Source organism: Loktanella sp. SALINAS62, assembly GCF_018263905.1.
Classification (GTDB): domain Bacteria; phylum Pseudomonadota; class Alphaproteobacteria; order Rhodobacterales; family Rhodobacteraceae; genus Loktanella.
The window spans coordinates 486857-500046 of record NZ_JAAFZU010000055.1 but is presented as its reverse complement, the minus strand read 5'-3'; the positions used below and the strand labels follow the sequence as shown (position 1 = coordinate 500046).

At 61.5% G+C, this 13190-nt stretch carries 14 protein-coding genes; 5 read left to right on the top strand and 9 right to left on the bottom strand.

Features of this window, described 5'->3' with window-relative positions; genetic code table 11:
- The first annotated feature begins 64 nt into the window (after nucleotides 1–64).
- The 3 genes from lepA (at nucleotide 65) to GZH79_RS16945 (ending at nucleotide 3877) form a co-directional block, all read left to right on the top strand.
- Nucleotides 65–1864, top strand: coding sequence for a translation elongation factor 4 (gene lepA, locus GZH79_RS16955; protein WP_211644926.1), 1800 nt, complete (start codon nucleotides 65–67; stop codon nucleotides 1862–1864).
- 381 nt (nucleotides 1865–2245) lie between these two features.
- The gene (locus GZH79_RS16950; RefSeq protein ID WP_211644925.1) at nucleotides 2246–2911 is read left to right on the top strand and encodes a hypothetical protein; all 666 of its coding nucleotides are present in this window, start codon (nucleotides 2246–2248) and stop codon (nucleotides 2909–2911) included.
- Nucleotides 2912–3016: 105 nt separating this feature from the next.
- Nucleotides 3017–3877, top strand: a complete 861-nt coding sequence (locus tag GZH79_RS16945; RefSeq protein WP_211644924.1) for an NAD(P)-dependent oxidoreductase — start codon at nucleotides 3017–3019, stop codon at nucleotides 3875–3877.
- Nucleotides 3878–3933: 56 nt separating this feature from the next.
- Here the strand turns inward: GZH79_RS16945 and mprF are convergent, their stop codons facing one another.
- From mprF to GZH79_RS16920, 5 genes are all read right to left on the bottom strand, one after another.
- Complete coding sequence (gene mprF / locus GZH79_RS16940; RefSeq protein ID WP_211644923.1) at nucleotides 3934–6522, bottom strand: bifunctional lysylphosphatidylglycerol flippase/synthetase MprF; 2589 nt, start codon at nucleotides 6520–6522, stop codon at nucleotides 3934–3936.
- 80 nt (nucleotides 6523–6602) lie between these two features.
- A complete protein-coding gene (locus tag GZH79_RS16935) occupies nucleotides 6603–6956 on the bottom strand; it encodes a hypothetical protein (RefSeq protein WP_211644922.1) in 354 nt (117 codons plus the stop codon).
- A gap of 43 nt (nucleotides 6957–6999) precedes the next feature.
- Entirely contained in the window at nucleotides 7000–7137 is a 138-nt protein-coding gene (locus GZH79_RS16930) for an entericidin A/B family lipoprotein (protein WP_211644921.1), read from the bottom strand.
- 72 nt (nucleotides 7138–7209) lie between these two features.
- A complete protein-coding gene (gene rbsD, locus GZH79_RS16925; RefSeq protein ID WP_211644920.1) occupies nucleotides 7210–7581 on the bottom strand; it encodes a D-ribose pyranase in 372 nt (123 codons plus the stop codon).
- Entirely contained in the window at nucleotides 7578–8333 is a 756-nt protein-coding gene (locus GZH79_RS16920; protein ID WP_211644919.1) for an alpha/beta fold hydrolase, read from the bottom strand. The genes rbsD and GZH79_RS16920 overlap by 4 nt, the downstream gene beginning before the upstream one ends.
- A gap of 81 nt (nucleotides 8334–8414) precedes the next feature.
- Here GZH79_RS16920 and GZH79_RS16915 point away from each other — a divergent pair, with 81 nt between their 5' ends.
- A complete protein-coding gene (locus GZH79_RS16915) occupies nucleotides 8415–8789 on the top strand; it encodes a hypothetical protein (RefSeq protein ID WP_211644918.1) in 375 nt (124 codons plus the stop codon).
- On the opposite strand, the gene GZH79_RS16910 is transcribed toward GZH79_RS16915, so the two are convergent.
- The 3 genes from GZH79_RS16910 to GZH79_RS16900 are packed head-to-tail and all read right to left on the bottom strand — an operon-like array spanning nucleotide 8766 to nucleotide 11307.
- Nucleotides 8766–9551 carry a 5-oxoprolinase subunit PxpA gene (locus GZH79_RS16910; RefSeq protein ID WP_211644917.1) on the bottom strand — a complete coding sequence of 262 codons (786 nt, stop codon included), beginning with the start codon at nucleotides 9549–9551 and terminating at the stop codon, nucleotides 8766–8768. The two genes, GZH79_RS16915 and GZH79_RS16910, sit on opposite strands and share 24 nt — an antisense overlap.
- On the bottom strand, nucleotides 9548–10573 hold the full coding sequence (locus tag GZH79_RS16905) for a biotin-dependent carboxyltransferase family protein (protein ID WP_349291225.1): 1026 nt from the start codon (nucleotides 10571–10573) through the stop codon (nucleotides 9548–9550). Before GZH79_RS16905 ends, GZH79_RS16910 begins: the two co-directional genes overlap by 4 nt.
- The gene (locus tag GZH79_RS16900) at nucleotides 10570–11307 is read right to left on the bottom strand and encodes a carboxyltransferase domain-containing protein (protein WP_211644915.1); all 738 of its coding nucleotides are present in this window, start codon (nucleotides 11305–11307) and stop codon (nucleotides 10570–10572) included. The genes GZH79_RS16905 and GZH79_RS16900 overlap by 4 nt, the downstream gene beginning before the upstream one ends.
- A 155-nt stretch (nucleotides 11308–11462) precedes the next feature.
- Here GZH79_RS16900 and GZH79_RS16895 point away from each other — a divergent pair, with 155 nt between their 5' ends.
- Entirely contained in the window at nucleotides 11463–11858 is a 396-nt protein-coding gene (locus tag GZH79_RS16895) for a cupin domain-containing protein (RefSeq protein ID WP_211644914.1), read from the top strand.
- A gap of 27 nt (nucleotides 11859–11885) precedes the next feature.
- On the opposite strand, the gene GZH79_RS16890 is transcribed toward GZH79_RS16895, so the two are convergent.
- The gene (locus tag GZH79_RS16890) at nucleotides 11886–13103 is read right to left on the bottom strand and encodes a mandelate racemase/muconate lactonizing enzyme family protein (RefSeq protein WP_211644913.1); all 1218 of its coding nucleotides are present in this window, start codon (nucleotides 13101–13103) and stop codon (nucleotides 11886–11888) included.
- Nucleotides 13104–13190: the final 87 nt, after the last annotated feature.

The window sequence follows — 13190 nt, the reverse complement described above, 5'->3', positions numbered from 1 at the left end:
CTTGCAAAAGCGGGTGCATGACGGCATTGACACGTAACCCGAATTTGCCGGAAAGCATGTCCCGATGACCGATCTGTCCCGTATCCGCAATTTCTCTATCGTGGCGCATATCGACCATGGCAAATCGACGCTGGCCGACCGCCTGATCCAGTCGACCGGCACCGTGGCCGACCGCGACATGAAAGCACAAATGCTTGATTCCATGGATATCGAGCGTGAGCGCGGCATCACAATCAAGGCGCAGACCGTGCGTATTGATTACAAGGCGGACGACGGCGAAACCTATGTGCTGAACCTGATCGACACCCCCGGTCACGTCGATTTCGCCTACGAGGTCAGCCGGTCCATGCGCGCCGTCGAAGGATCATTGCTGGTGGTCGACAGCACCCAGGGCGTCGAGGCGCAGACGCTGGCCAACGTCTATCACGCGATTGACGCAGATCACGAAATCGTGCCCGTGCTGAACAAGATCGACCTGCCCGCATCCGAATGCGACCGCGTCGCCGAACAGATCGAAGACGTGATCGGCATCGACGCATCGCAGGCGATCCGCGTCAGCGCCAAAACCGGTGTCGGCATCAAGGAAACGCTCGAAGCCATCGTGACCCGTCTGCCCGCCCCCAAGGGCGACCGCGATGCCCCGCTCAAGGCGATGCTGGTCGACAGCTGGTATGACAGCTATCTGGGCGTCGTGGTGCTGGTCCGCATCATCGACGGCGTGATGAAGGTCAAGGAACGCGTGCGTTTCATGCAGAATGGCACGCTGCATCTGATCGACCGGCTTGGCGTGTTCAAGCCCGGCATGCTGCCCGTCGACGAACTGGGCCCCGGCGAAATCGGGTTTTTCACCGCCCAGATCAAAGAAGTGCGCGACACCCGCGTCGGTGACACGATCACCACCGAACGCAAGGGCGCCGACAAACCGCTGCCCGGCTTCAAGCCGTCGCAACCGGTGGTGTTCTGCGGCCTGTTCCCGGTCGATTCCGCCGAATTCGAGGATTTGCGCAACGCCATCGACAAACTGGCCCTGAACGACGCGTCCTTCAGCTATGAAATGGAAACCTCTGCCGCGCTCGGTTTTGGGTTTCGCTGCGGCTTCCTCGGGTTGCTGCACCTCGAAGTGATCCGCGACCGGATCGAACGTGAATACAACATCGACCTGATCACGACCGCGCCCTCTGTCGTCTACCACGTCTATATGAAAGACGGCACGCAGGTCGATCTGCACAACCCCGCCGACATGCCCGACCTGACGCTGGTCGACCACATTCAGGAACCGCGGATCAAGGCGACGATCCTTGTGCCCGACGAATATCTGGGCGACGTGCTGAAGCTGTGTCAGGACCGCCGCGGCGTGCAGATGGAACTGACCTATGCCGGGTCGCGCGCCATGACGGTCTATGACCTGCCCCTGAACGAGGTGGTGTTCGATTTCTACGACCGCCTGAAATCGGTGACAAAGGGCTACGCCTCCTTTGACTACCAGCTGACGGGGTATCAGCAGGACAATCTGGTCAAGATGAGCGTGCTGGTGAACGACGAACCCGTCGATGCGCTGTCCATGATGGTCCACCGTGACCGGGCCGAAATGCGGGGCCGCGCCATGGTTGAAAAGCTCAAGGACCTGATCCCCCGCCACATGTTCAAGATCCCGATTCAGGCCGCCATTGGCGGCAAGGTCATCGCCCGCGAAACCCTGTCCGCCCTACGCAAGGACGTCACCGCCAAATGCTACGGCGGCGATGCGTCCCGCAAACGCAAGCTGCTGGACAAGCAGAAGGCCGGTAAGAAGAAGATGCGGCAGTTCGGCAAGGTGGATATCCCGCAGGAAGCGTTTATTTCCGCGCTTAAAATGGACAGCTGAAAGCTGGCCATTTTAGGCGCGCGTGCGGGAAAGCGGTTGGCGTAGCCAACTTCGGCCGGCACCGGGTTATGTCCCAGCAGTTTTTTGCGTGACTTGCTTCTGCGGTATGTTAGCTTTGTGAGTAACGCAAAACTTATTTTACATGAGACTAGAGCGCCTTGCGACGAAAAGTTGCTGTTGGTGAGCTTCGTCTATGCCCGCCGACCGCTGGACATATGTCGTGAGGATCGAGAAATTTAGCTCCTTTTGTCTGAGTTAAGCGAAAATAGATCAAGGTGTTTCCATGCTTGTGGTATTTTTGGAGAATGGAGTTGGACAAGAGAAACGCTACAGTCTCGATATATTTTTGTAGCGATTATTTTTAGAGGGCGTACTCGATCTGTGAGTGATTTTCCTAGAGTTCCGCAAACCATTGCGAGAATAGGAGCCGGCTTGGTTTCTATGGCTGCTTTAACTTGGTTGTTTTGGGACGGGGTTTTAACCGCACCTGACGCTGAACCACTACTTACATTTTCAATTTCACTATTTGTTTGGTTTTCAACCGAATTTAAAAGGAGTGATGAGATTGTTTACCGTGCGTCAACAGCCAACGATATTAGGGTGGCAAAGCTATTTTTGGGATACCATGCGCATCAACTTAGGACTTTACTGTGGGAGCACAGTTTTAGAAACAGCCTGCCGTCGGAATATTTTGATGAGTTTTCTGCATTAACTACAGACATTGACCGTAGACTGATTAAATTCCAAAAACCTCGTCTACGTAACTCTTTTGATGATTTTAGTTTCAAGTTTATAAAATTCATACAGCAGCTTGCGACCAATACTACTCGAGAGGGCGATGAGGAATCGGCGCGAATTTACGTTAAAGCACGTCGGCTGTCCCCGGGCCCTTGGACAGCGCATGAAAAAGCAGAAGCGAATGAATTAGATGCACTAGGTTCGGAGTGCTGGGAATTATTAAATAGGCTTATTGAGAAAGTACATACCGAAGTCCCAGAGGCCTTTGACGATGAAATAAATATATCTTGGCGATATGTTAGATCCTAGCTTTATCTCGTTTAATAAGGTTTGCTCTTCCCTAATTTGGCGGCCGACTCCGCTTCACAGTTGCGGCAAAATCAACATGCTGCGTCTCAAACAAGGACCCCCACCATGAACCTCACCTTCCTCGGCCTTGGCGTGATGGGCTACCCGATGGCGGGCCACCTCGCCAAATCCCACAGCGTCACCGTCTACAACCGCACCGCGTCCAAGGCCGAAGGCTGGGCCAGTGAACACGGCGGCAAACACGCCGACACTCCGGCCAAGGCGGCACAGGGCGCCGACATCGTCTTTGCCTGTGTGGGCAACGACGACGACCTGCGCAGCGTGACGCTGGGGTCGGACGGCGCATTCGCGGGCATGGCAGCAGGGGCGGTCTTTGTCGACCACACCACCGTCAGCGCACAGGTCACGGCGGAACTGTACGCCGCCGCCCGCGCGCTTGACCTGCACTTTGTCGATGCGCCGATCAGCGGCGGGCAGGCGGGGGCGGAAAACGGCCAGCTGTCGATCATGTGCGGCGGTGATCAGGCCGCCTATGACACAGCCGAACCTGTCATGCAGACCTATGCCAAACTGTGCCGCCGCATCGGCGCGTCGGGCGCGGGCCAGACCACCAAGATGTGCAACCAGATCGCCATCGCGGGGCTTGTGCAGGGTCTCGCGGAATCGCTGCATTTCGCGCAAAAGGCGGGCCTTGATCCCGCTGCCGTGGTCGAGGTGATCAGTCAGGGCGCCGCCGGATCATGGCAGATGGCCAACCGGTCGGACACCATGCTGGCGGATCATTACGACCACGGTTTCGCCGTCGACTGGATGCGCAAGGATCTGGGCATTTGCCTGGCCAAGGCGAATGAAACCGGCGCCAGCCTGCCCGTCACCGCTTTGGTCGATCAGTTCTACAAGGACGTCCAGACCATGGGCGGCGGCCGCTGGGATACATCTTCCCTGCTGAAACGTCTGACGCGCTGACGGCCCGGCTTCTTCTTGCCGTAAATATCCCGGGGGTCCGGGGGCAGCGCCCCCGGTCACTTGCGCCGCAATCCGCGCAATCCCCCTGAAATCAGCAGCGACACTTCATAAAGCACCCGCGCGGCCTGCAACTGCCCCGGAGAGGCGAGGTAGTTCGGCTCCCACTCGGGGTCGAATTTCTGCTTGAACGACCGCAGCCCTTCGAAATGATAGAACCGCGCGCCGTGGGTATAGATGAACCCACCGACACGGTTCCAGACGGGCGCATGCGGACGGCTTTCCAGACCTGCCAACGGGGCGCCCCCCAGCGAAAACCATGTGTATCCACTGTCCCGCGCCCACAACAACAACCCCGCGAACAGCCCGTCCATCGCCGCAGGCGTGGTCGCTGGATCGTACCGCATCAAATCGATCCCCAGTTCGCTCTTGTCGGACGCCTTCAAGATGTTGGCAAAGGACGCGATGCGCCCCGTTTCGCGGTGGCGCAGAACGGCAATATCGAAATATTGCAGGAACGCCGGATCGAACCGGCCCAGTGCGAAATTCTTTTCCGATCCCCCCTTCAGCGCCAGCCAGGCGTCCGATACCGTGCGCAGCGCATCGATATATTCCGGCACCTCTGCGGCAGGGATGATGGCAAAGTCATAACCATCGCGGATCGCGCGGCTTTGGGCATGGCGCCAGTCCTTGCGTTTTGGACCGTCCAGGCTGAACCCGGCCAGTGGCACCCGCGCGATTTCCCCGATCTTGACCACATGCAGCCCCAGATCAAGGTAGGCTGGCAGATAGGCGGTCTGCACCGCGTAGAATGCACAGGTGCGCCCCATGCGGTCGGCCATGTCGCGCAGGTCCCAGATCAGCGATTCGCCTGACACGCGGTTGCCGATGGGGTCGCCCTTTGCGATCAGGCTGCGCCCGGTATCGGCATAGGCGATCGCGGCGTCGCCGTCGGGTGAGATTAAGAACCGTTTGTCACCGGTCAGCGCCATCGCGGCATCGGTGACCGTGCTTTGCGCCACAAGCTTGCGCACCACGTCCGGGATCGGTTCAGGACGCAGCCGGGTTGCGGCGCGGCTGATCAGCGAATTCAGCGATACCGCCGCCAGCAGGACCGATACGAGGACCGTCGCGCGCAAAAAACGCGGCGCATCGGCGGACCACGCGAACTGCCACCACAGCTCTTGCGAATAGGCGACGTTGCGATAGGCGAAAAACCCGATCCAGGTGATCCCCGCGAACAGCAGCACCAGCGACACGATCCAGCGCACATTCAGCCGCAGGGCAGATCCCAGACCGACCCGGTGGAACGCGTCGCGAAACGACCACAACACCAGCAGTGACAGCGACAGGGCAATCATTGCTTCGTATTCGATGCCGCGCAGCAGTGATGCGACCAGCCCGGCAGCCAGCAACCCCATCGCGATCAGCCATGCGCGGCGCATCCGGCGATATAGCCCGCGCGCCACGATCAGCAACATGACGCCAGCAACCGATGACAGCAGATGCGAGGTTTCGATCAGCGCCAGCGGCAAGATATCTTGCAAAATGTCCATCCGTTTTGACACGGTAGGCAGGTCGCCCGACAACAGCAGCGCGGCGCCTGACAGCATCGCCAGTACGGCGGTCAGAACCGGCACGATCGGGCGCATGGCCCGGCGCAGCGCCAGTGCCGCCGCACCCGCACGACGGCGGTTCGCAAGGGTCCAGGCCAGTGCCAGACCCAAAACAGCAATGCCAAAGGGCATCAGCGTATAAATCAGTCGGTAGACCAGCAGTGCGGCCAACAGGTCGGGCCGCCCGGTGCCGCCCAACGCGGCAATGATCGTCGCCTCAAACACACCCAGGCCGCCTGGGGCGTTGCTGATGAACCCCAGCCCCAGCGCACCGATGAAGATGATGAAAAAATAAACGAAATTGCCCGCCAGATCCGCCGGCATCAGAAAATACAGGGTCAGCGCCGTGGCGATCAGGTCGGTCAGCGCAATGGCCATCAGAGTCAATCCGCGCGTCGCCTTTGGCAACGAGGTGGACAGCACGCCGATCCGCAATTCACGGCTGCTGGGCCAGGTCCATAAAAACAATGCGCCGACACCGGCCAGCAAGCTCAATCCGATGATCGTGCCCGGTAGTGCTGGCAGATTGATGACCTGCGACAGCCCTTCGGGCCGAAAGGTGAACATCAGCCCGATCAGCGTCAGCAGACCTAATGCAAAGGCGATCCAAGACGTGGCGATCAGACGCGCGACGGCAGCGATATCGACCCCGAACGCCGCATAAATGCGATACCGGATCGCACCGCCTGTCAGCCATGAAAAACCCAGCAGGTTCGACACCGCCATTGAACTGACGCCGGTCAGGACGGGCACCCAGCCCGGCATCGCGGGCGTTTTCATCCCGCGCAGGATCACCGGATCATAAAGCGCCAGCGCAATGTAGCTGCTGACCATCGCCGCGACCGACATTCCAATCGCCTGCCAGGAATAGCCCTGCACCGCGCGCATCAGGTCGGCGGGCACGATTTCGCGGCTCAGATTGCGCAGGACAAACAGCGCGATCAGCATGATCGCCAGCGGGATCAGCATTCGCAGCAGGGGATGCGACAGGATGCCGGACATTCTGTTGTGTGCGGCGGGCGTGTCGGACATCCATTGCTCCGGTCCGGGGATAAACGAAAGCGGACCCGTGCGCGTTATGGCACGGGTCCGCCTGAGATGACATTAACGGATCAGGATTTCTTGCGGTAGGTGGCCGCAAAGATGATCGTCGCGGTCAGCGCATAGACAAAGTTCACGCCCAGAACAAAGCTCCATGGTGCGTTCGCGTCAAAGACATAGACCGCCAGCAGGGACGGCAGAACGGTCAGCAACGCAAGCCCCCCAAAAAACGCCCCGGCCCCGGTGCCACGATGAAACAACGGGATCAGCAACAGCGCGATCAACACCGCCACGGCGTTCCGACCAAAGGACATAATCAGCGGCATCACATCCGCGCCCGCCAGTATATTGATGGCAATCGCGTTGGCGATCGTTCCGATGATACCGGCAATGACGGCGACAATGACGCTTCGGGTCAGGGACATGCTAAAATTTCCTTTGGTCAGAACGGGACGTGAAGTGATGCGCTTACAGGTCGCTTTGAATTTCGCGCGTCTCCTGCGTGATGGTTGAACCGGCGGTTGACAGATCCTGACCTGCACCCGCAATGGTGTTGCAGGCGGTCAGTGCAGTCAGCGCAATGGCGACGATAGTCAGACGGGTCATGATGGGCACCTTTGTATATGATACAGTTGAGCAGCTAAAGTAGATCCGGCAACCGCGTCTTCAACGCACGGGTCAGAATGTAACACCGGAATACAAAACGATATTGGCATAGGGTGTGGTTTCCCCGGTGCGCACCAGAACGCGTGCGTCCCGTGTCGCCAGCTTGAACGCATCGTGTGTCACCAGCCGGGGCGGGCAGGGCGCAAGCAATTGCAGGTCCGTACCTGACTCTTGCGCCATCAGGCAATGTTCGACTTCCAACTCTGTCAGGATCGCGGCTAGGACATCGGCAAAACTGGGCAATCCTGCAATGACCGCCAGATCGACAACGGGCACGCCGGGCGGCACGGGCAAGCCTGCGTCCGCAATGACAAGACCGTCACCATGTCCCATCCGCGCGATGGCCGCCGACAGGGCTGCGTTCAGGATACCGCGCTTTTTCATGCGGCCATTTCCAGAAAGCTGCGAACGGCGGATTCCACCGCGCGGGGCTGTTCGGCGTGCAGCCAATGGCCTGCGTTCGCCACCGTTTCGATCCGGGCACCGGGGAAAACCGCACTGATCGCATCGGCATCAGCGTCCGCGACATAATCGGAATTTTCGCCGCGCAGCACCAGTACCGGTCCGCCAAAGCGTCCAACTGGTTCGGGCCAGCCCGTGATATGGTCCATATCGTCCCCCAATGCAGTCAGGTTCAGATCCCAGCGGCGGTCGCGCAGGTTCAGGCTTTGCAGCAAAAACGGGATCACGGCGGGGTCGATATCCATCTGTGCTGCGGCGTCTTTGCGGGTTTCGACCGCAGACAGATCGACGCCGCGCATCGCGTTCAGTGGACCGAACTGGTCGTGCGCATAGGCCTTTGGCGCGATATCGGACACGATCAGGCGGCGCACCATATTGGGTTGCGTCAATGCCAGCACCATCGCAGCCTTGCCCCCCATCGAATGCCCCAGCACATCCGCGTGCCCGCCATGTGCCGCGATGACGTGGGCCAGATCGTCTGCCATATCGGGATAACGGTGCGTGTCGCTGTGAAAGCTGTCGCCGTGGTTCCGCATATCCACGGCGATCACCTGCCGCGTGTCCGACAGACGTTTCGCGATCACGCCCCAGTTGCGCGCAGAACCAAACAGCCCGTGGGCGATCAACAGGGGCGGCGCATCGGTGGGTTCACCGTGCAGGATGGTGTTCAGCATGTGGCCTCCTCGTGACAGGCGCGCGGGGCTGTGGTGCGTGGTCGCTTGAGAACGCCGCGCCGCGCGCTTACACCGCACCTTATGCCTGATGCCCAGACAACCCGCCACATCCAAGATGTCCACCGCCTGATCGAGGCGCGACTGGGCCTGAAAGGCAGCACGATCCAATCCCAGATGGGCAAACTGGGGCGCAGGCGTCTGCCTGCCACCCTGCGCCGCGATATCGATGCAGTGGCGGCGGCGGAACTGCATGCCAGCCACCCCACGCTGTCGCGCCAGATCGACGTGGGCCGCGTCGCCCGTTCCGCCACGCTTGCGGTCAAGGCATTGAAAACCATCGATCCGATGGAACGGCGCAAGACCCTGATCCTGCGCGGCCTTGCGAAATGGTCGGCCTTGGGGATCGCGGTGTTTATCGCAGTCGTCTGGTGGTTATGGGCCACGGGTCGGGTCTGATCGGTCCGGCGCGGCGACGGTATAACCCGCATCGTGCAATGCCGCAGCCAGCCTGCCCGCAATCGCCAGCGCGCCCGCGTTGTCACCATGCACGCAGATGGTGTCGATCGGGCACGCCAACAGCCTGCCGGACCGTGTCGTGATCCCGCCATTGTTTAACATGTCGACAATGCGGGCGGCTGCCATGTCTGGATCGCTGATCATCGCATCGGGCTGTGCGCGGTCTGTCAGCGTGCCATCGTCGTCATAGGCGCGGTCGGCAAAAATCTCTGCTGACCAACTCGCATCCAGCGCTGTCGCTGCGGCCTGATGGGCGGTCAGCGGCATGATCGTCAGCCGCAGATCCGGTTGCACCGCAAGGGCTGCGCGAAAACAGGTGGTGGCCAGCGCCGTATCTTTTGCCGCCATATTGGCCAGCGCACCATGCAGCTTGAAATGCGACAGCCGCGCGCCGCGCGCCTGCGCCAGCGCCATGGCGGCCCCCAACTGATACTGGATCAGATGCGTGACCTCTGCCGCGGACAGGTCGATCCGCCGCCGCCCAAAGCCTTGCAGATCGGCAAAGCCCGGATGTGCGCCCAACGCGACCCCGGCCGCCAAGGCAAGGTCCATAGTCCGCGCCATCGTGTCGGGGTCGCCCGCATGAAATCCGCAAGCGATGTTGGCGGAACTGACCAGTTTCAGCAGGGCGGCGTCGTTGCCCATGTTCCAAGGGCCAAAGCTTTCGCCCATATCGGCGTTCAGATCGACGGTTCTGGTCATGGGTCATTCTCCGGATCATGGCCGGCGGTCGCGCCGCCGATCAGTTGATAGGACAACAGGTCGGGAATGTCAGCGGGATCGCGCAACAGTGGCTGCACCCGGGGTGCAAGCGCGCGCAGTTGTGCTGTCTGTGACATGTTTTCCGCATCCGCCTGTGCCGACGTGATCCATGCAAACCGCAGGGCCGCGCCTGCGGCGGCCTGCACCGCGCGGGGCAGGTCATCCGTTATGATCGTGCCGATCCGGGGATAGCCGCCGACGGTCTGGCATTCGGCCATCATGATGAACGGCCGCCCGTCGCCGGTGATCTGGACGTCGCCCGCAGTGATGAAATCCGACACCGGGCTGGTGGTGGTGCGCGGGGCGAAATGCGCGCCGTCATGATCCAGCGGCGTGCCTGTGCGGCTGGACCGTGCGGCACGGGTAAACATTGTTTCAGCAAACCGGGTGCGGGCATCTGCGGTAAACATATCCGTCTGCGGTCCGGGCATCAGGCGCAGCAGACCGCCCGACAAGCGGTCCGTCACGTCCAGCGCGCACGGGGCCCTGTCCGGGTCCGGATCGTGGCCCAGCGGCAGCTGATCGCCGTCCTGCAACCTGCGTCCCAGCCCGACCGACAGATGCGCGGCGCGACTGTCCAGCACCGGGTCTGTCAAAATCCCCGCAGCGGGTGTCATGTAACCATAGTTGCCTGCCAACGTGCCCCGAATGTCCAGCACCTCGCCGGGGCGCAGGCAATGCGTTGCGTTCCAACGCAGTGCGACCCCGTCGATCCGTGCATCCATACGCGCGCCCGTCAGGGCAAACCGCAGCGGCGCATCACTGCGGAACCGTCCGCCCATGCCCGCCATCTCTATGGTTTCGCCGACACCTTCCAACCCCAGCAGCGCCGCCGCCTCGAGAAGGGCCAGACGGTCCATCGCGCCGCCGGGCGACAGCCCGTCACCGATGCGACCCGGCCGGCCCTGATCCTGCACCGTGCTCAGCGGTCCGGCGCGCAACACATGCAGCAGGGCGGTCACGCCAGACCCTCGCATGCCGCACCGCCAAGGCCGTCGGGCTGGTCGCGCAGTCGGTCGATGGTGTCCGGATCGGTCGCGGTAAAGCGGATGAGGTCCCCGGCGCGCAGCGCGAACGGCGTGGCCCGGTCGGGCTGAAACGGTGCAAACGCACATGTCCCGATCCAGCGCCAACCGGTCGGGCTGGCATTCGCGAACAGCACCATCTGCCGCAGCGCCACGACCAGTGCGCCAGCCGGAACGTGGGGTGACAGGTTCTGCTGACGCGGCATGTCCCAACCGGGCCCAAGGTGCCCGAGATAAGGCTGGCCGGGTGCAAACCCGATCGCCAGCACCGACAGATCGACGCCCGTCACCTCTGCCACGGCATCAGCGGTGGACAGGCCCGCCAAAGCTGCCGCCTCTGCCAGTTGTGGGCCGCTGTCGCCGCCAAAGCTGGCCGGGATTGTCCAGCGCCGCAGGGCTTTGTTCTGGCGCGTGACGGGGTCTGCGGCCAGCGCACGCAGCCGGTCGGACAGCGCGGCCCGTGTCACGACCCCCGGCGCAAAGCGGATGAACACGGATGCAAGAGAGGTGGCAATTTCTGTCACACCCGCCAAGTCTGCCGCGCGGACCCTGTTGGCCAAGGTTTGCGCCGCATCGGGGGCGGCGGCGAAACCGTCACCACACCGTATCAGGATGCCGTCCTGCCCCAGCGGGAACAGCGCGGGGGTCGAATCGTTCGGCGGCGTAGACATGGGGATCGGATCCTTGGCGGGGTGGCGAAGTGGGTTTCAGCATGGGACAGGCGCGCGCCGCAGACAAGCAGCGCCTGCACGTGGTCGCAAAATCGTTTTGGCCCCCGCACTGATCGGGCTAGGTTTGCAGAGATCCGCCATGAAAGGCCACCGCGATGTCGATTACTGCCCTCAATGCGCTGCCCGTCACGCCCGCGCCTGCGGACTATTTCACCGGCGATGTGTCGCTTCGGCGGATGTTCGCGGCAGAAGGTGAAAGCCGTCTGTCGGGGCTGCAGGTCACATTCGCGCCCGGCGCGCGGACCGCTTGGCATACCCATCCCGCCGGTCAGGTTCTGATCGTGACCGAAGGCGCGGGTCGCATCCAGATCGAGGACGGCCCGATCCAGCCTGTTGTGGCAGGCGACATCGTGCGTTTCCCGGCAGGCGTGCGGCATTGGCACGGGGCTGCGCCCGATGTTGCGATGACCCATCTGGCCCTGCAGGAAGACATCGATGGGTCCGCCGTCACGTGGCTGGACCATGTGACTGACGCCGAATACGGCGGCTAGACGGCCCAGAATGACCGCGTCAGGTGATTAGATCGAGGGCGGCAAATGGTGCGGCGCATGGTGGTCGATGGCGTCCTGCTGCATCTCCAGATGCAGCGCGTCAACGCTGTAGGGGTGCGCGCGGGCCAAATCCTCATCGACGTCGATACCAAGGCCGGGGGCGGTGGGCACGGGGATATAGCCGTTCTCGACCGTCAGGGTGTTGCGGATAAGGTCAAAGTGAAAGGGCGTTTCGATGGTTTCGGCCATCAGGATATTGGGAATGGCGGCGGACAGTTGGATATTCGCCGCCCATGCGATCGGTCCGGCGTACAGGTGCGGGGCCAGTTGCGCGTTATAGGCTTCGGCCAGGACAGCGATCTTGCGCCCCTCCCAGATACCGCCGCAGCGCCCCAGTGCCGGTTGCACAATCGTGGCGGCACCTGACCGCAGCACAGGCGCAAATTCCGACCTTGTGGTCAGGCGCTCGCCCGTGGCGATGGGGATACCGCACTTGGCTGCGACCTTGGACATCTCGTGCGTGTTGTCTGGGGGGATCGGTTCTTCGAACCAGAGGGGCTGATAGGGTGCAATGGCCTGACCCAGTCTGATCGCACCACCGGTGGAAAACTGGCCATGGGTGCCGAACAGCAGGTCGGCGCGGTCACCGACGGCGTCGCGGATCGCCTTGCAAAATGCGACCGACCGCGAAATGTCGTGCAGCGACGGCATATGCCCGCCCCGGATCGTATAGGGTCCGGCGGGGTCGAATTTTACCGCCGTATAACCACGGTCCACAAGCGCGCGGGCCGATTCCGCCGCCAGATCGGGGCTGGACCAGAAATCGGGCAGGGCGTGACCGGGTTGCGGATAAAGATAGCTGTAGGCGCGGATGCGGTCGTTGGTGCGCCCGCCGATCAACGCATGAACGGGGCGGTCGCGGTCTTTGCCCAGAATATCCCAGCACGCAATTTCCAGCCCGGACCACGCGCCCATGACGGTCAGATCGGGGCGCTGGGTAAACCCTGCAGAATAGACACGCCGGAACATCAGGTCGATATTTTCGGGGTTTTCACCCGCCATGTGCCGCGCGAAGACATCCGTGATAACTGCCCGCATCGCGTCCGGACCGATACTGCTGGCATAACATTCACCCCAACCCGTGATCCCGGTGTCGGTCGTGACCTTGACCAGTATCCAGTAGCGCCCGCCCCAACCCGGCGCCGGTGGGGCAGTCACGACAATGTCGAGGTCTGCGAGTTTCATCGGGTGTTCCTTTTTTGAGTATTTTTTGGCAAGATGATGCAATGGGTCAGTCGATATGATCACGGTCCGTCCAGACGACTGCGTTTG